Origin of the sequence: Veillonella parvula, assembly GCF_018378075.1 — a bacterium.
In the GTDB taxonomy this organism is placed as follows: domain Bacteria; phylum Bacillota; class Negativicutes; order Veillonellales; family Veillonellaceae; genus Veillonella; species Veillonella parvula_K.
This window is the reverse complement of the sequence record NZ_JAGZYE010000002.1, coordinates 136,508-153,637: the sequence shown is the minus strand read 5'-3', so window position 1 is coordinate 153,637 and position 17,130 is coordinate 136,508. Positions and strand designations below refer to the sequence as shown.

The window sequence follows — 17,130 nt, the reverse complement described above, 5'->3', positions numbered from 1 at the left end:
TACAATAACTAAAACGCATGACTTGAGTATTAGTGATATAATAAGTACTATCACGAGGAGGCATTATGGAACATACAAGTAGAAAAGGGTTAATCACAGCCCTTAGTTGTTATATAATTTGGGGCTTACTCCCTCTATATTGGGCATTATTAAACCATGTTTCACCGTATAATATACTGGCACAGCGCATTATCTGGTCAGGTGTTTGCATGGCTATCGTTGTATTTGGCCTACACTTTAAACAATTCAAAAAGGACTTTCAATTACTAAAAGAACAACGTTCACAACTATTTCTACTTTTAGTGGCGGCAGTCATCATCAGTGTAAACTGGTTCACCTACATTTGGGCCATCGCCAATAATCAAGTTATGAACACGAGCCTTGGCTATTACATCAATCCACTCTTCAATGTAGTATTAGGTGTCATCCTATTTAAAGAGGTTCTATCTATACCGAAAAAGCTAAGTGTCCTCATCGCTACCATCGGTATTGCCTTGCTCACCTATCAAGTGGGATCCTTACCATTAGTATCGATGATCCTCGCCGTTTCCTTCGGTCTCTATGGAGCCGTAAAAAAGAAACTGCTCATCTCGCCCTTTACGAGCATCGCCTTTGAGGCTTGGCTATTAACACCGCTAGCTTTACTATATACGACCATGATCGATAATACCGTGTGGTCCTATTTCAGCACAGACTGGTATACGACCATGTTGCTCATAGCCTGCGGCCTAACTACATCTGTCCCATTGGTGCTATTCTCCTATGGGGCGCAGCTATTGCCGCTCAACCTACTAGGCTTCTTGCAATATGTATCCCCTACCATTGCCTTGTTGCTAGCCATCTTCTACTTTGGTGAAAGCTTTGGCACACCGCAGATGATTGCCTTCGGTTGTATCTGGATAGCCTTAGTATTATTCTCCTTATCAAGCCAAATTACAACGCGCATTAGCCTAAAAAAGTAAGGTATATCCTATATATCAACTAAAAAGCTGTATCAAATGATATCCTCATTTGATACAGCTTTCTTTTTTATAAACGTATTAATCTAACTTATTTTAATCTAATTTATTTTAATCTAGCTCATTCATATTGGTCGTATTCAGATTAGAAATGTAATGGTTATAGGCCTCAATCATACGATTATAATCGTTATCTTGTTTTGAACCCATATAGGTACGGATTGCACCAATCGTAGAGTTTACAGAGGTCTTAACAGAATCATACTTAGGACTAGTAATACCATTTGATACATCACCAATAGATTGTAATTCTTGATTGATAGCATTTACATCTAGTTGTTTTTCACTATCGATCTTTTCTAGGACCGCAGTAAGTCGCAAATGAACCTCTTGTGCTGCAGCGGCATTTTTCTTGCCTGCATCACGCAATTGTTGTAACCGTTGTTGCAAGCGGTCTGTATTGATTTTATGCATAACATTATCAAAGTCAGCATAAATAGGAACAAATTGTTCATACAATTGAACATATTTAGGACCTAATTGTTGCTCCTTAGCATAGTTATCTGTGGTATATCCTTTAGATTTATAATATGCATCGAGCTCTTCCGCTACCGGTGTAATTTCGTTCAATTTTGAAAGTAGCTTATCTAAAGGCTCCTTCATTTCATCATACGGAATCCCGGCTTGCTTAGCCTCTTCTAATTCTTTTTGTAACTGCTTAAAGTTCGGTGCATTAAATACAGTTAAATGCTGCCCAGCTTTCAACTCATTAAGAGTTGGCGTATTCGCATAATCAAACATGACAGCCATGCGATTGTATCGACTTACAGCTTTCACATATTGATTAAATAACTGCACCTGATCCTGCTCAGACCGCTGCGCAATTTCCTTGCGGCTCTGTTCAGTACCCTGCCATAGCTCTGACATACTACAACCACTCAACAATAATGGGGATGTCAATATAGCCGCACACAACACAGCCATTGCGCCCCTTTTACCAAATGGTTTCATGATGAATCCTCTCCTTTCATCAATACACAACCTAATTTATATATATTAATTATATACTAATATGATTTTTATGAATAGGATTAATATATAAAGGTCATGTATCAATTTTGTCAAGTGACTAATAGAATCAGGGGTGACCAATGGTCACCCCTATTTTCCTTTATATACTGTTAGACTATAAATAAGAATGTATAACTCCTAATAATTGTTTTGTACGTATACACGTGTTATTATAAAAGGAGAGAATATGAAGGATAAGGATTTACTTAAATTATTACTGCAAAATGGCTGGAAGGATGTACGGCAACGAGGTAGTCATCATCGTTTAAAAAAGGATAATCAAGTTGAAGTTATTGCCGTACATGGGAAAGATGTACCTATCGGTTTATTAAATGCCATCTTAAAACGTACGGGACTAAAATAAGGAGGACCTATGAAATTTATATACCCTGCTATAATCCATGATGATGCCGATGGTTTCTGGGCTGAATTTCCAGACCTAGAATACACTAGTAGCACCGGCTCAACACTAACAGAATTAATAACCAATGCACAAGAGGCTATGGAACTCTATATATTAGGCGCTTTAGAAGATGGACAAACTCTACCTACCCCCACATCTATTCGCAGCTTACCATGTACCGATACAACATATCCTACATTAGTTCAAACAGATATTGATTTAGCTAAAAATAGTAAGTCCGTAAAGAAAACCCTAACGATTCCTGCCTGGTTAAACGATAGAGCATTAGCTAAAGGAATTAACTTTTCTCAACTTTTACAAGAAGCATTAGTAGAGAAAACAATGTAATTTACATCATCAATTGCTCAGCAAAAAAGAGCTACTGTCCATAAAATAACTGGTAAAGTAAGGTACATGATGCAGAGCATCCACAGAATCGTTACGAAATAGAGTAATAATTTTAGTACATATAGCACATCAAATCATATACTATGACAATCCTCTAATTTTGCCATATATACGGAGAGATGCCTCACAAAAAATGGAGCTTTCACATTAGGATTTAGCTTCTTCCAGTACAGCATAATATACGGCGTTACAAAACAACCTATAAACACCAAATATGTAAGGAATAGGGGTGTTTCTATATTATGTTGGGACATAAACCCTGACCAGTCTACGACCATTAGACCGCCAAGGTATAGAAAAATAAGCCAATATATAAATCCTATCACCTTTATAATAAGGCGAATCATCTGTTTCACATCCATGTCTATAATTCTACCAACGTTTTAAATCGTCCGTTATTGTGAAAGCGTTCAAAATGGTCTTGTTCGGCTGCAACGGATTTTACAGAGGGATCAATTTTTATAGCCTTTTCTAACCAATCAAGGGCCTTAGTATCTTCCCCTTGGTCTGCATAAATGGTAGCAATACCATACACAGACCAGGTGTTACTAGGGTCCTTTTCCAATACCTTTTCAAACCATTGTTTAGAATCGTTTAACTGCCCTTGCAACTTATAGACCATGGCCATGTTATAGTAATTAGCCACATTGTTAGGGTCTAAATCATAAGCCTTTTTAGTATCTATCAAACCTTTAGCCGCATCACCGTTTAATGCTGTTGCAAAGCCACGTACAGAATAGGCTTCTGCATTATTAGCATTATTCTTAATGGACGCTGTAGCTTCCTCTATGGCTTTCGCATACTCACCAGCGGATAAGGCTTGCTTTGCTGTAATTAGATGTCCATCTTGCTTAGTAGTCGCTTGGCTGTTTCCCGCAGCAGATGTAGAGGAACCAGTAGCAGAACTAGTTGCATTTGATTCTGTTTTATTACTATTCGTATTTTGATTCAACCCACATCCCGTAAGGGCTATTATTAAAAGAAAGAAAAGCACAAATTTCTTCATTAAGAATTCTCCGATCATTAATTATATACAAGACTCCTTAGCATGATGATATAATATAAAATACCTCCCGAAAGGAGGTGGTATATTGCAGGAGCTGTTTTATGCACTCTGGGGTACCTTGCTTGCCCCTATTATTGTTGCCTTAGTTGTAACTACCTACAGCTACTGGCTTAACAATAAAAACAAAAAATAAGCAAGAAAAAGGACGAGCTGCCACTCGTCCTTTTTTTGGTTATATTGCAGGTAATTTCATACACTCTACTACCTACGTTTAGTATACCACATTTCTTAGAAAAATAAAGAATTAGCAATAAATCTCATAAAACCCCTAAAAAACTATTACTAGTTTTAACATAATTTGCGAGCAATATTAAAGCAACATTAATATAAACTACCAGTTACTTTAACATAAACTACTAGCAACGTTAAGTAAATAGCAATAGATATACAAGACTTATTTCTTAGCCTTAGAGCAACGGTCTAGTAGGAATGCAACACCAACGAATGGGATGCCACTGCTTTCGCCAAGACCGATTTCACAGGTAGAGCTAGAGCTTACGCCTAATGTTGCGCCGTATTCAGCGATTTCACTAGCGAGGTCTTTGGTAGCAGATTTATTGAGTTCTGGTGTGAAGAAGCCTTTTTGACCAGCAAAGCCATCGCATGCAAAAGATTTAATGTTAAATACATGATCTGTGCATAGACGAGCCAAATCTTCAATATATTGAGATTTATTCAAGGATTTAATCTTACATTGTTTGTGTACGATGACCCGTTCATCACATTTTTCAATATCGAGATGAGGCACAACGTATTTACACAAGAATTCAGAAATATCGTTGATTTCTAAGTCTGGCATGTGTTTGAAAGCATGGTTGAAACATGCACTATGATCGATCACGATTGGATATTTACCGTTTTGAGATGCTTGCATCAATGCATCGTGTAAGTCCTTAACAGCACGCTCATGAACGTCATCATAGTTTTCAAAACTCAAGCCACAGCAGAGGTTTTCGATATGTTGAGGGTAGATAATATCGATATGGGCCTTGTTGCAAAGGCTTTCCACTACTTGTTGCAAGCTGCGTTCATCATCGTAACCTTGATTAGGTTTGAAGGCGCGGTTCGCACAAGTACTAAAGTATACAACCTTTTCAAAATTAGTCGGTTTAATACGGCTTCTCAATCTGTAACGATTGGCCTTAGGTGTAGTCTTAGGAATGTACGGAGTAATACCTGTTACACCATGTAAGCCTTCTGTAATCTTGGAAATCGCTTTTTGTGTAACGATAGAACCTGCAATACCTTCGAGACTTACGCCGGCACGAGCCATTTGAAGTGTAGTAGGGAAATTATCGTAAATCTTCTTAGCTAATTCCGGTGCTGGAGGATCGATGCGGCGCATGGATAATGCAATTTGAGCAGTATCAATGCTGAGCGGGCAAAGACCTTTACACATGGAGCACGCAGCACAGGTATCTACACCAAAATATTCATAGCCTTTTTTAAGTTCCGCAGCCAATGTGAAATTGCCTTCGTTTTCAAGGCGTTTTGTTTCACGCAACAATGCAATACGTTGACGAGGAGTCAATGTTAAATTGCGGCTTGGACAATGTTTTTCACAGAAACCACATTCCATACAGATTGTAAAAGCATCATCGATAACGCATTGAGCTTTAAGATTTTTCTTATACACATCTGGGTCATCAGTAATGATAACATCAGGATTCAAGATACGTTCAGGATCAAAGATAGCTTTAATACGACGGTTGATCTCGTACGCTTTACGCCCCCATTCCATTTCAATAAACGGTGCCACCATACGGCCTGTACCATGTTCAGCTTTTAAAGAACCACCGAAGCCAGAGACGCGTTCAGACATTTCTTTTACCAAGTCACCGAAGTTCTTAGTATCTTTAGGATCGCTGAAGTCAGGTGTAATGTTAAAGTGAACATTACCAGATAACGCATGACCAAAGATCACGCCACCGTCTACGAAATCGTATTTATGGAATAATTCGGTAAGCATTTCGATGCCCTTAGTGAAGTCTTCGATTTGGAAACATACGTCTTCTGTAATAACAGTGGTGCCTTTTCTACGTTGACCACCAACGATTGGCAAAATGCCTTTACGGATAGCCCACCAAGAATCGTATTCTTTAGGATCTTGGGAGTAAAGACTTGGAATAGCTGTTGGAATATCTTTCAATTTATCTTTAATAAAAGCTAAGTTTTCATCGACAGTTTCTTTGGAGTAGCTTTCAGTTTGGAACAAAATAGCACTTGTACCTTCAGGAACTTCGCGAACGAAGTCAGGCACATTGTCTAGCGCTTGAACGGCCTTAAGGGATTGATAGTCCATCATTTCCGCAGCAACAACCTTGTCACGACCCATATTAGCCAAGGCTACAACAGCAAGAGATGCATCGTTCAATGTTTTAAAGAACATGAGACCGCAGCCTTTATACGGTACGTCCTCAACAGTGTTATATACGATTTCAGACACGAAACCTAATGTACCTTCAGAACCAATGAACAAGTGGTTGATGATATCGATAATATCTTCAAAATCAATAAGGGAGTTCAAGCCGTAACCTGTGGTATTTTTGATTTTGTACTTATGGTGAATCAAGTGTGTCAATTCTTCATCGGCCAAAATATCCTTACGCAATTGTAAGATATCCTCTACCATTTGAGGTTTTTCTTTAAGGAATTGATTAATACTCTTTTGGTCAGACGTATCAAGGATGGAGCCATCTAATAATACAACGCGAATGGACCGAATTGTTTTATAAGAGTTTTGCGCCGTACCACAGCACATACCAGAGGAGTTATTATTCAAAATACCACCTACTAATGCTGTGGCAAGCGTTGCAGGATCTGGACCAATTTTACGATTGTACGGTTTCAATAAATCATTCGCATCGGAACCGATAACACCGCATTCACATTTCAAGGCTTTCCCATCATCAATAACTTCCATTTTCTTGAAGCCATCATTACATACGATAAGCACATCTTCACTGGAGCATTGACCAGACAAGGAGGAGCCGGCCGCACGGAATGTAAATGGTGTCCCACATTGTTGACACAAACGAATAAGTCGTCTTACTTCTCGTTCATCTTCAGCTTTAACAACTACCTTTGGTAAATAGCTATAGCAAGACGCATCAACGCCATATGCATAACGACGTAAATGATCGGTGTATACGCGACCTTTACAAATCTCATTTGCCTCCTTGGCAAAACGTTCATAATCTCTAATAAGTGTACTCACTTCTATTTCCTCCTATCCTTTCTTAAGGAATCTATTACTTTTAGTATACGCCGTTCTCATTCTCCTCACTATAATTATGCATAATTTATATCTCTTCTAATAAAAATCGATATGCATTCCCCTTTTATTCCCTCAGTTGAAAGTACATCTCATTAGCATTATCATGTACCTATTTTTCCTCATATACAATCAAGAATCCTTATTTATTAAGCATGTATAGATATAGTCAGTAATTATATGCTAAAACCTCTCTAAATAACGATTCGTACCACCTATAATTCTATAGTAAATACATTACTAACATTATGCATAAAAATAGTATGATTTATATATTTTAAATTTTTCATTCTCATTTATAGTTCTCTATGACTTTTAGTTATAACCTTTTATAAAATGCTGAAAATACAGAAAGCTCTCTAATGATAAACGCTTACGAATCACCATTAGAGAGCTTTACTAAATTATGCTTATTAAAGATAGATTAATTATAAAACCATATTATCCCAAAATACCAGATTTAAGAATGAGGCGTACCGCCAATGCAAAGACAGCTATGCTCATGAGGGCGAGGATAGCTTTTGCTTTGAGACGTTTTGCAATACGAGCACCTACTTGAGCACCAAAGATAGCGCCAATACTAGTAGGAATAGCAATACTAAATATGATGTGGCTTTCAATTAAATGTGTAATAACCCCCACCGTTGTTGATACGGCGAGAATAGATTGACTTGTAGCCGTTGCCATATGGGTAGGAAAGCCCATGAGATAAATCAAAGCCGGCACATGGATGAGGCCACCACCGATACCAAAGATACTCGAAATAAAGCCAACAAAAAAGCTAATACTAATACCGATAGGTTTACTATAGCTCAACTGCTCAAGAGTAAGGCTTTCTTCCTTTCTTTCCCCTTTTCTAAAATTTTTAAAACCAATCAATACGGATGCACACAGCATAAAGCATCCAAAGGCAAACATAAAGCCTTTACCAGAGAACCATCCAGACATTTGGGCACCTAAAATAGCCCCCGGGAAGGTAGCAAGACTAAAGATGATAGCAGCGTTAATGTATACCTTTTTTTGCTTAAGATACGCTATAGATCCAGAAATGGCGTTACACATAACAGAAAAAAGCGATGTTCCTACGACCATAGATGGAGACCACTCTGGGAACCAGTACATAAAGAGAGGCACGAACACAAGTCCCCCACCGGCACCGATGATGGTACCAATCATAGCTGCTAAAAAGCCAACTATGGTAAAGAATATATAGAATACCACTATATTATCAATCACATTAAGACCTCCCATGCCATTTGAATTATTGTTTCTCCATATATACAAAAGATAATCCCGTTTCATCCTGTATTTCTCTAACGGCTTTATACCCCATTTTTGTATATAACTTTATATTGATCCAGCTTTTCGTACATGTATATAATACACGCCGGTCTTGACTGCATTGTTCATCTACGAAAACTAATAACTTACGAGCCAACCCTTGTTGCCGATAGTTTGGATGCACCATCAAGCGACCGACCTCTACCACGCCATCGTCATATTGATAGCGAATACCTCCGATGATTCTTCCCCCATCATCTACTAGTTTATAGGTATGCCATTGGGTGAAAGTAGCTTTAAACTCCTCTTCCGACTCCATCAATGCAGGAACCATTCGACTTCCAATCATCTCCGCTTCGCTTTCAAATGTAAGCAATTGCAAACGGTACAGATCCAATACATCTGACTCAGTAGCTTTCACAATTTTCATAAACTACTCCTAATATATACCACGAATCAACGATTAGCTTTAGATATAATGACTAATTTGATTGGAAAAATTCCTTAGCCGCCTTCAATCGGCCACGTTCACAGGAGACTTGTAATTCATCGCCTGGCTCGAGTTTTACATCGCCTAATGGCACAATGTAGGTACCATTACGGCGAATACTTACGATCAATGTACCATCTGGTAATGCCAAGTCTTGTAGCTGTACATCCGTATAATTTGCCACCACAGGCACCTTCGTTTGAAAGAAGGTTTGCACCGATTCTAGATTGCTTTGACCACTCATGGCTTGCAACAAGGAATCGTAAATCGGCGGTTCTTTTAAAAGCTCCGCCACAAGATAGGCCACGAGCGTAACGATACCGATAGCATAAATATTAGAGAAACTATCCGTCATTTCAAGAACGAGCAAAATCGCTAAAATTGGGGTCCGCATAGCGGCCGCTAACATGCCACCCATAGCACAGATAACAAATTGCGGTACAAAATCAGGAGAAATAAGTCCTAAGGTTGAAAGCAAGCTTTCACAAAAAGCACCTGTTGCAGCACCAATTACGAGCATGGGCAAAAATATGCCCCCTTGAGCACCACTGCCATAGCAGAAGGTGGTAAGCAAAATCTTGCCTAATACAATGCCCGCCAAGAGCAATACACCGTGAGATTGAAAGGCAAGCTGACCCACGAGGTCATTGCCTCCGCCCAAGAGGAGCTGCGAATCAAAGCCAATGGCCGCCACTGCCACAAAGGTAAGGGCTAATTTCAAGAATCGAGAACATTTGAGCCAATCAAAGAACCTCTTGAAAGCAAAAATCATACGGCAGAATAACACGCCACATAGCCCCATGATAACACCAACCATGAGCAGTATCGGGAAATATTCAAGAGGAACGCCTGAGGTCACCGTAAAGCCCAGCGCTGGTGTAAGTCCAAAGATACTAACTGTAATATAGTTAGAAATCAAAGTTGCCACGAAGGTTGGTACAACGAGATATGGATAAAAGCTTTTATGTACCTCTTCAAAGACGAACATCGCCCCCGATACGGGCGCACTAAAGGCAGCTGTTAAGCCTGCCCCAGCACCTGCGGATGTCAAAATACGCTGTTCTCGTAGCCCCGAATTCATCCAGTAGGACACGATTTTACCGGCAGAGCCGCCAATCTGTACGGCTGGCCCTTCACGACCTACGGAAAATCCTGCAAAGCCGGTCAGTACGCCACCAATCATTTTAGATACTAGTGTCCGATAGGGCTTCATATCAAAGAGTCCAAGCATTTCCCCTTCGATTTGAGGAATCCCTGAACCACCGGACAATGGGGCCCATGCTAGCAATCGATCTACAACAAACGCAAAAATGACCATTACCACAAGCCAACCTATGGCCCATTCCATGGTAATGCCTTCCATCAGATGCCACCTAATATGCTCTGATTCAAGTATCAAATAACGGTATGATGCCCCAAAAAAGCCGGCAATCACCCCAACAAGAGCACCCTTTGCAATGAGCTCCGTTAAGAGCACTCGATTCATGGACATATCTGCCAAGGTAGAACTACGCTTATTAAATTTCCATAATTTCATAAGATTCTCCTTAGCATTACTATCTAACACCTATCCAAACATCACATTTAACCATCTCAGCGATTTAACAGGTTAAACTAAGCACCTAGTCATTGAGTGCCATCTACCAAAATCGCTCAGCGCTCAGTCAAACTATCTATTCATATCCTTAGTATACTTATGTAAACCACCATTTTCAAGAAAGGATTATGTATAAAAATAGCTTTCTCACTAAACACGAGGTCAAAGGTCCGAGTCACAAAACAATAGATAGCGCTTTAAACACAAAGCTAGCCACCTCTAAAAAGAGATGGCTAGTTTTGTTAAACAAGTGTGTAAATGTATTTTCTTTACACATTCGGAGGCATTTGAAATATGTAAAGACGCTAATTAGAATATGGATTCATAGATAGCGATGATTTCTTCCTTAGATGCATCTCGTGGGTTGCCAGGTGTACATGCATCATTGAAAGCAGATTCGGCGAGGAATGGAATATCTTCCCGTTTTACACCTGCTTCGCTAAGGGATTTAGGAATGCCTACGTCATCAGCTAATTTTTGGATTACATCGATTGCAGCCTGACGATAGGTGCTTTCATCCATAGTATCTACATTCGGAACACCCATAACGCGCGCGATTTCACGATATTTTTCACCGGTAGCAGGAGCATTGAATTTCAATACTGCTGTTAACAGCATCGCACAAGCCTTGCCATGAGGAATATCGTACACAGCACTCAATGGATGCGCCATGGAGTGAACAATGCCAAGACCTACGTTGGAGAAGCCCATGCCCGCGATATATTGACCTAAAGACATGGCTTCACGGCCTGCATAATCGCCAGCCACAGCGCTGCGCAAGGAACGACCAATAATTTCGATAGCTTTCAAATGGAGCATATCAGTTAGCTCCCACGCACCTTTTGTGATATAACCTTCTACGGCGTGTACGAGGGCATCCATACCTGTGGCAGCGCAAAGACCTGTTGGCATAGACGCGGACATATCAGGATCCACGATGGCAACGATTGGAATGTCATGAGGATCAACACAAACGAATTTGCGGTTCTTTTCAACGTCTGTAATAACGTAGTTAATAGTAACCTCTGCAGCCGTACCAGAGGTAGTAGTAACAGCGATGATTGGCAAACAAGGGTTCTTGGTAGGCGCTAAACCTTCCAGGCTGCGTACATCGGCGAATTCGGGGTTCGTAATAATAGTAGCAATCGCCTTACTTGTATCGATTGGACTACCGCCACCTACGGCAACGATAACATCAGCACCAGCCGCCTTACAAGCCTCAACACCAGCCGTTACATTTTCGATGGTAGGATTTGGTTTGATACCGTCGTAAATTTCGTAAGCAATACCTGCCGCATCAAGTAAATCCGTTACTTTAGTAGCCACTTTAAATTCAAATAAATCTGGCGTAGATGTTACGAGGGCCTTTTTGAAATGGCGATTCTTAATTTCGTTCACAATCTCCTGAATCGCCCCTTGTCCAAAATAGGACGTGCCGTTCAACATTATTCTCCGAGCCATATACCTCACTCCTAACAAAACAAACTATACAATAAAAAATAAACCGACAGAGAATTACTTTACTAATTAATTCTCTATCGGTTTAATAAAATCCTTGATAGCTTGCTATGTATACACTATATATTTTTCTATTGTAATGATTCTAAATTTTGCTCATTTTCATAAGCAAAATCCGTTTCACCGATTCGTCGAGTCGTTCTTTTGAGATTCGACCGTCTTTCACGGCTTTCATAAGGCCATTGTAAGCCTCTTGCATGTGTTCGTATTCGTGACATACGAGCAAGATATCACTGCCGGCGAGGATGGATTGCACCGCCATATCGCCAAAAGTATAGTGATTTGCAAGGGCCCCCATGTCCATATCGTCCGTTACCACAACGCCATTATAGCCTATGTCCTTGCGCAACCAATCGGTAATGATTGCTTTCGATAAACTAGCAGGATGGTCTGGATCGATTTGTGGGTACATCGCATGAGACACCATGATTGTATAGGTATTTGGTTTAGACTGTTTGATGAGGTCTATAAATACCTTTGTGTCCTCTGAAAGCAATGTTTCTTTAGATACAGGAACGATGCTTGTATCCGCGTGCAAGTCTACATCGATCTTACCAATGCCCGGAAAGTGCTTATAGGAATACCACAAGCCCGCTTCATCGTAAGCCTTGCCAACGGCGCCTGCATAGCGAACGACCTCATCAGGGCTCGTACTATAAGAGCGACCATAGGTTAATCCTAAGTCCGCCACAGGAGCAAAGTTAATGTTAAAGCCCAAGTCTTTTAGTTCTGCACCAGACTGTTTTGCCAAGGATACAGCTTGCTCAACGGGCATTTTGCCTACCTCCTCAGCGGGAGGAACCTTGATGAGCTTATCATCCATGCGCGCTACTGCACCGCCCTCTTGGTCGATGCCGAGGAACAATGGCGTTAAACCGGCGCTTTTACCAGCCTTATTAATATCTGCAATGAGCGTTTTAACTTGATCCTTGGACTCCATATTTCGATCAAACAAAATGATGCCCCCCACGCGGTACTCGTTGAGCATGAATTTAGCATCATCATTCAACGTCTTGCCGTGAATGCCAATCATCAACAATTGGCCCACCTTGTCTGCATCGGACATATTAGCCACTAACTTGTCCACCTTTTGCTCTGGTGAAAGCTCGCTTTGTGCCACGGACTCATAGGTCACAGGCTCTGCCTTTGAAGTAAATGGATTATGTAAACCGCAACCCGTTGTGACTGCTAATGCACCAATCATAATGGCTGCTACGAAACGTCGAAACATGCATACCTCCCTTAAATCTCTAAAAAGTAATATGTATAGTATATCAAAAAATATAAACGAGCCCAACATAATCAATACACGACAAGCAGCAGTATAGTACATGCATCTTACAAAACAAAAAGATTGTTACTCGAAAACCCAACGGGTATATCCATTGAGAGAATCAAATAACAATCTTTATATGTTTCATTTTTGTTGTGTAAACATTATAGTTTACATTTTAGAGTATAAACTATGTATCTTACATTTTGGATGTGTAAAATGTGTATGTTACATTTTGCAAATTAAATTTTGCCTTGCTCTTTCATTTCCGCTAAGAGCTTTACGATACGAGGTCCACAGCCTTTGCCACCGCAAGCGCCCGTGCCAGCACGAGTTGCTTCTTTTACTTGTGGAAACGTGTGAGCACCATCTAAAATGGCTTCCTTAATCGTTTTGCGCGTAATGCTACGGCAAGTACACACCTTTGTAAGCTTGTCCAGAATCGCCTCTGGCACTTGATTTTCTTCAAAATTCATATGTAATTCCTCATTTATTCACTTGAATATCTATATACAGTATCAATTTAGTGTATCGATTTAATATATCGATTTACGTGTCAATTTAGTGTATTGATTTACATATCGATGTAGCAGATCAATTTACTCTATCGATAGTATCTAATAATACACTGTAATATTAATATATCGAAAATTTACGATCTTTGTATTTATTATAACACAATTGAGGAACTATATCGATAGTTTTTAATATAAAATCCAAAGAACAGTCAAAAGTAAAATTGTTACTATAAAAAACGAAAAAAATTTACAAATACATTATATGTAAAGATAAGCTAAATCTATCTATAAACTATAAAAAACTACCATAAAGATATTATCTTTATGGTAGAAACTTTCACAAAATATAATTATAGTATGAGCCCAATAATGGCAAAGTAGATTTTAAATATCGTTTGTTGTAATGGACGAATAACCATAGAAATAATGGGTGTGTTAATAAGGATGATAAAGAATAATAAATTAAGCATCCCTAATTGGTAATATCTCATCTGCCACTCTGTAGGCAACCACGGCAAGATAATATTAAAACCAGGCAATGGTGGGAACGGAATCAAACAGAAGATTGATAAGCCAATACTATATAAAATAATATATTGCATAACCATGGCAAGACCTTGGGACTCCATGAGGCCTAATTTTCCAAGGAGCATATATATAAAGGTGAATATAAAGCCTGCTATAAGACCTGCCACAGGACCTGCAAAGGCAAGCAAGCTTATATCACGTCGTGGATCTTTAAAGTAAGATGGATTAATTGACATAGGTTTTGCCCAACCAAAGCCAACAAGAATAATACAGATGGTACCAATTAGATCAAGGTGTGCCATTGGTGACAATGTGAGGCGTCCCGCCAGACGTGGCGTTGGATCACCAAACCAAGTTGCTACCTTTGCCTCTGCATATCCAAAGATAGAAAAAACGATCATAATAGCAGGAATACTTGCTAATATCTGAACCGGATTTAAATCAAACATAGAACTCCTTTATTGTTTAGCTTCCCATGCGGTGTAGCCTTCTTGAATACAACGAAGGGCATTTAAGGTACGAGGATAGCCGATATACGGCACGCATTGGGATGCGATATTAATCAAATATTGTTTGCTGTTTCCTACGTTCAAATTGCCTTGTACATGAGCCTTGAGTTGAGATTCACAGCCACCTTGAGCCGCAAGGAAGCAGAAGGTAATCATTTCACGATGAGCCACGCTAAGGCCTTTACGCGTATAGTAATCGCCGAACATATTGGCAAGCCATTTGTTGATATGACGAATATCTTCTGGCCCTTCTTGGTAAGAATTGCGCATAGACTCCCCAAAGATTTCCACTTGTTTTTCTACGCCCTTTTCTAGACGAGACTCACTAGTAATAGTGCTGCGAGAGGGATCAACAATAGCCTCTCCTCGATAGTCAAAAATCTTATTGGTCACCTTAAAGAATGGGCGCACACGTCCGATGCCAAGATAGGGCACCGCTTGATAAATGAGCTCTACCACTTCATCAGGAATAAGGCCAAAGTTTAATGCTGCCGGTAGCATTAATGCATATTCATCAACAGCTGAGGCGCCTACTAATGTAGCGAGAATGGCTAAGAAGCGATCCTTTGCCGGTACATTACGGCCTTCTTCGGTGATGACTTCATCAAAGGCAAAATTATCAAACAATACTTCAAACTCTGGATCAATATAACCTGCTGGGGCTGCAATATCAGGGAACATACGCTCCGTATAGGCTTGAGCAAATTCAGATTTAGACATAAAAAACCTCCATAAACAACACTGGTGAAAGCCCTAAAGGAGCTTTCACCAGCAATAGTTATGTAATTATTACGGCACGGGCCATCAGATTATAACGCTGGGAATTCGAAAGTTGTGCCGTATACTTCTTTCCAAGCAGCCATGAACATATTGAACTCATTTGTTCCATGTTGAATTTGGTAAACTTGACCATCTGGAGCGTAACGATATACAGTATGTAAGCTTGGATTAACAAGATATTTGAACAATGTAGCTTCCCCGTATTGGTTATTATGCATGTTAATCACATTAACACCAAATACGTTGTTACGGCTGCTATCGATACCTTTAAACTCAGATGCTTTATCAAAGAAATACGTTTCTGTACCATTTGCACTATTTGGAACCTCTGGGTAGTTAGCTAACCCATTCCAGTTTTCTGCGTTTGCAACACCACCTACTAATAATGTACCGGCTAATACAAATGCACCTAATAAATTTTTATTCATAATGATCTCCTTTGTGCCACGAGGGCAAATCACGAATCAGTCATACTCTCACATGACTTGAATACAATACGCTATATGTATAGTATATCACATTTTTAATAAAATTTTTAGATTTCCAAAGTTACAGAATATATGCATATGAGGTTGTATCAAATTAGCCCTTCATGTTCTCTGCTGTTTTTGCATTTGCGTTATCGATTGCTTCTAGCAATTTATTAAGCAACATACGCAATTGACGTGTCTCTTCTACGTCAAATATAGGACCTGACGATTCAGCCAAGCGGCGTGGTATATGAACCGCTACATCACGTAATGCTTTGCCCGTATCAGTAAGGGTTACCATAACTACGCGTTCATCTTGACGACTGCGTTTGCGTTTCAAGAATGCTTTGGCTTCTAATTTCTTTAAAAGCGGTGTTAATGTACCGGAATCAAGGCGCAATACTTGTCCCAATTCCTTAACGGATAAATCACCATATTGCCACAATGCCATCATTACGATGTATTGAGTATATGTCAAATTTAAAGGATCTAAGTGACTACGATATGCATTAACAATTTCCTTTGCCACTACATAGAGTGGAAAGCTCAATTGATTTTCCAATCTTAAATATTCTGAATCAGGAACATCTTCTTTATGTTTGTACCCTTCAAGTACACCAATTTCTGCCATATTCTACCTCCATATGCACACAATTATCTACTAATTAATTGTACACAATTTTACGGTAAACAGTCAACGCAAAAAGCCCACTTTGAACAGATATTTTTAAATTTGTCAATTAATTAATATTTATTTTCTTATTCGTTAAGAATTAGGCGCTTCTATAGAATTTATGGGTAAAAATCATACCATAAAGTTGTTACTTTATTTATAAATTAATTTGATATTAAATTAGAAAGTTATAACTTCTGTTTTCAATGAAATCTTCTTTCGTTGCAGGCCCGTCTCCTAATAAATGACTTAGTAAAAATACGCCCCCTACTAGGTCCTTCCTTGTAGTATAATAAAAGAAATTCTATATCA

The 17,130-nt window shown here is 39.4% G+C and carries 17 protein-coding genes; 4 read left to right on the top strand and 13 right to left on the bottom strand.

The genetic code is table 11. The features are described 5' to 3' along the window. The first annotated feature begins 65 nt into the window (after positions 1-65). On the top strand, positions 66-962 hold the full coding sequence (gene rarD, locus KH286_RS03430; protein ID WP_270279063.1) for an EamA family transporter RarD: 897 nt from the start codon (positions 66-68) through the stop codon (positions 960-962). A 108-nt stretch (positions 963-1,070) separates the two neighbouring features. Here rarD and KH286_RS03425 read toward each other — a convergent pair whose 3' ends face one another. Beyond that, on the bottom strand, positions 1,071-1,970 hold the full coding sequence (locus KH286_RS03425; RefSeq protein WP_118091207.1) for a DUF3829 domain-containing protein: 900 nt from the start codon (positions 1,968-1,970) through the stop codon (positions 1,071-1,073). A gap of 247 nt (positions 1,971-2,217) precedes the next feature. Here KH286_RS03425 and KH286_RS03420 point away from each other — a divergent pair, with 247 nt between their 5' ends. Beyond that, the gene (locus KH286_RS03420; RefSeq protein ID WP_021148751.1) at positions 2,218-2,394 is read left to right on the top strand and encodes a type II toxin-antitoxin system HicA family toxin; all 177 of its coding nucleotides are present in this window, start codon (positions 2,218-2,220) and stop codon (positions 2,392-2,394) included. A 9-nt stretch (positions 2,395-2,403) separates the two neighbouring features. Continuing rightward, positions 2,404-2,781, top strand: a complete 378-nt coding sequence (locus tag KH286_RS03415) for a type II toxin-antitoxin system HicB family antitoxin (RefSeq protein ID WP_008714666.1) — start codon at positions 2,404-2,406, stop codon at positions 2,779-2,781. 424 nt (positions 2,782-3,205) lie between these two features. Here KH286_RS03415 and KH286_RS03410 read toward each other — a convergent pair whose 3' ends face one another. Continuing rightward, the gene (locus KH286_RS03410; RefSeq protein ID WP_278617610.1) at positions 3,206-3,847 is read right to left on the bottom strand and encodes a tetratricopeptide repeat protein; all 642 of its coding nucleotides are present in this window, start codon (positions 3,845-3,847) and stop codon (positions 3,206-3,208) included. An 85-nt stretch (positions 3,848-3,932) separates the two neighbouring features. On the opposite strand from KH286_RS03410, the gene KH286_RS03405 reads away from it, so the two are divergent. After that, positions 3,933-4,040 carry a type I toxin-antitoxin system Fst family toxin gene (locus KH286_RS03405; protein WP_227037232.1) on the top strand — a complete coding sequence of 36 codons (108 nt, stop codon included), beginning with the start codon at positions 3,933-3,935 and terminating at the stop codon, positions 4,038-4,040. Positions 4,041-4,301: 261 nt separating this feature from the next. Here KH286_RS03405 and KH286_RS03400 read toward each other — a convergent pair whose 3' ends face one another. From KH286_RS03400 to KH286_RS03350, 11 genes are all read right to left on the bottom strand, one after another. Then, entirely contained in the window at positions 4,302-7,124 is a 2,823-nt protein-coding gene (locus KH286_RS03400; protein WP_278617609.1) for an FAD-binding and (Fe-S)-binding domain-containing protein, read from the bottom strand. Positions 7,125-7,622: 498 nt separating this feature from the next. Further along, entirely contained in the window at positions 7,623-8,417 is a 795-nt protein-coding gene (locus tag KH286_RS03395) for a sulfite exporter TauE/SafE family protein (protein ID WP_042466843.1), read from the bottom strand. Between the two features lie 25 nt (positions 8,418-8,442). Continuing rightward, the gene (locus KH286_RS03390) at positions 8,443-8,892 is read right to left on the bottom strand and encodes a GNAT family N-acetyltransferase (RefSeq protein WP_012864970.1); all 450 of its coding nucleotides are present in this window, start codon (positions 8,890-8,892) and stop codon (positions 8,443-8,445) included. Positions 8,893-8,944: 52 nt separating this feature from the next. Further along, on the bottom strand, positions 8,945-10,489 hold the full coding sequence (locus KH286_RS03385) for a ClC family H(+)/Cl(-) exchange transporter (RefSeq protein ID WP_278617608.1): 1,545 nt from the start codon (positions 10,487-10,489) through the stop codon (positions 8,945-8,947). Between the two features lie 369 nt (positions 10,490-10,858). Further along, positions 10,859-12,010, bottom strand: a complete 1,152-nt coding sequence (fucO, locus tag KH286_RS03380) for a lactaldehyde reductase (protein WP_278617607.1) — start codon at positions 12,008-12,010, stop codon at positions 10,859-10,861. A 142-nt stretch (positions 12,011-12,152) separates the two neighbouring features. Beyond that, the gene (locus KH286_RS03375; RefSeq protein WP_123138209.1) at positions 12,153-13,298 is read right to left on the bottom strand and encodes a glycoside hydrolase family 3 N-terminal domain-containing protein; all 1,146 of its coding nucleotides are present in this window, start codon (positions 13,296-13,298) and stop codon (positions 12,153-12,155) included. 284 nt (positions 13,299-13,582) lie between these two features. After that, positions 13,583-13,816: a (2Fe-2S)-binding protein gene (locus KH286_RS03370; protein WP_004694527.1), complete on the bottom strand. Its 234-nt coding sequence runs from the start codon at positions 13,814-13,816 to the stop codon at positions 13,583-13,585. 392 nt (positions 13,817-14,208) lie between these two features. Further along, complete coding sequence (locus tag KH286_RS03365; RefSeq protein ID WP_004698228.1) at positions 14,209-14,835, bottom strand: site-2 protease family protein; 627 nt, start codon at positions 14,833-14,835, stop codon at positions 14,209-14,211. 9 nt (positions 14,836-14,844) lie between these two features. Further along, positions 14,845-15,615, bottom strand: a complete 771-nt coding sequence (locus KH286_RS03360; protein WP_174892416.1) for a carboxymuconolactone decarboxylase family protein — start codon at positions 15,613-15,615, stop codon at positions 14,845-14,847. An 89-nt stretch (positions 15,616-15,704) separates the two neighbouring features. Beyond that, positions 15,705-16,103, bottom strand: coding sequence for a hypothetical protein (locus KH286_RS03355; protein WP_278617606.1), 399 nt, complete (start codon positions 16,101-16,103; stop codon positions 15,705-15,707). A 154-nt stretch (positions 16,104-16,257) separates the two neighbouring features. Beyond that, positions 16,258-16,776: a MarR family winged helix-turn-helix transcriptional regulator gene (locus KH286_RS03350; RefSeq protein ID WP_004694519.1), complete on the bottom strand. Its 519-nt coding sequence runs from the start codon at positions 16,774-16,776 to the stop codon at positions 16,258-16,260. Positions 16,777-17,130 lie beyond the last annotated feature (354 nt).

Coding starts and splice junctions, on each gene's coding strand:
- rarD (WP_270279063.1), top strand. CDS start 66: ATGGAACATACAAGTAGAAAAGGGTTAATCACAGCCCTTAGTTGTTAT.
- KH286_RS03425 (WP_118091207.1), bottom strand. CDS start 1,970: ATGAAACCATTTGGTAAAAGGGGCGCAATGGCTGTGTTGTGTGCGGCT.
- KH286_RS03420 (WP_021148751.1), top strand. CDS start 2,218: ATGAAGGATAAGGATTTACTTAAATTATTACTGCAAAATGGCTGGAAG.
- KH286_RS03415 (WP_008714666.1), top strand. CDS start 2,404: ATGAAATTTATATACCCTGCTATAATCCATGATGATGCCGATGGTTTC.
- KH286_RS03410 (WP_278617610.1), bottom strand. CDS start 3,847: ATGAAGAAATTTGTGCTTTTCTTTCTTTTAATAATAGCCCTTACGGGA.
- KH286_RS03390 (WP_012864970.1), bottom strand. CDS start 8,892: ATGAAAATTGTGAAAGCTACTGAGTCAGATGTATTGGATCTGTACCGT.
- KH286_RS03385 (WP_278617608.1), bottom strand. CDS start 10,489: ATGAAATTATGGAAATTTAATAAGCGTAGTTCTACCTTGGCAGATATG.
- fucO (WP_278617607.1), bottom strand. CDS start 12,010: ATGGCTCGGAGAATAATGTTGAACGGCACGTCCTATTTTGGACAAGGG.
- KH286_RS03375 (WP_123138209.1), bottom strand. CDS start 13,298: ATGTTTCGACGTTTCGTAGCAGCCATTATGATTGGTGCATTAGCAGTC.
- KH286_RS03370 (WP_004694527.1), bottom strand. CDS start 13,816: ATGAATTTTGAAGAAAATCAAGTGCCAGAGGCGATTCTGGACAAGCTT.
- KH286_RS03365 (WP_004698228.1), bottom strand. CDS start 14,835: ATGTTTGATTTAAATCCGGTTCAGATATTAGCAAGTATTCCTGCTATT.
- KH286_RS03360 (WP_174892416.1), bottom strand. CDS start 15,615: ATGTCTAAATCTGAATTTGCTCAAGCCTATACGGAGCGTATGTTCCCT.
- KH286_RS03355 (WP_278617606.1), bottom strand. CDS start 16,103: ATGAATAAAAATTTATTAGGTGCATTTGTATTAGCCGGTACATTATTA.
- KH286_RS03350 (WP_004694519.1), bottom strand. CDS start 16,776: ATGGCAGAAATTGGTGTACTTGAAGGGTACAAACATAAAGAAGATGTT.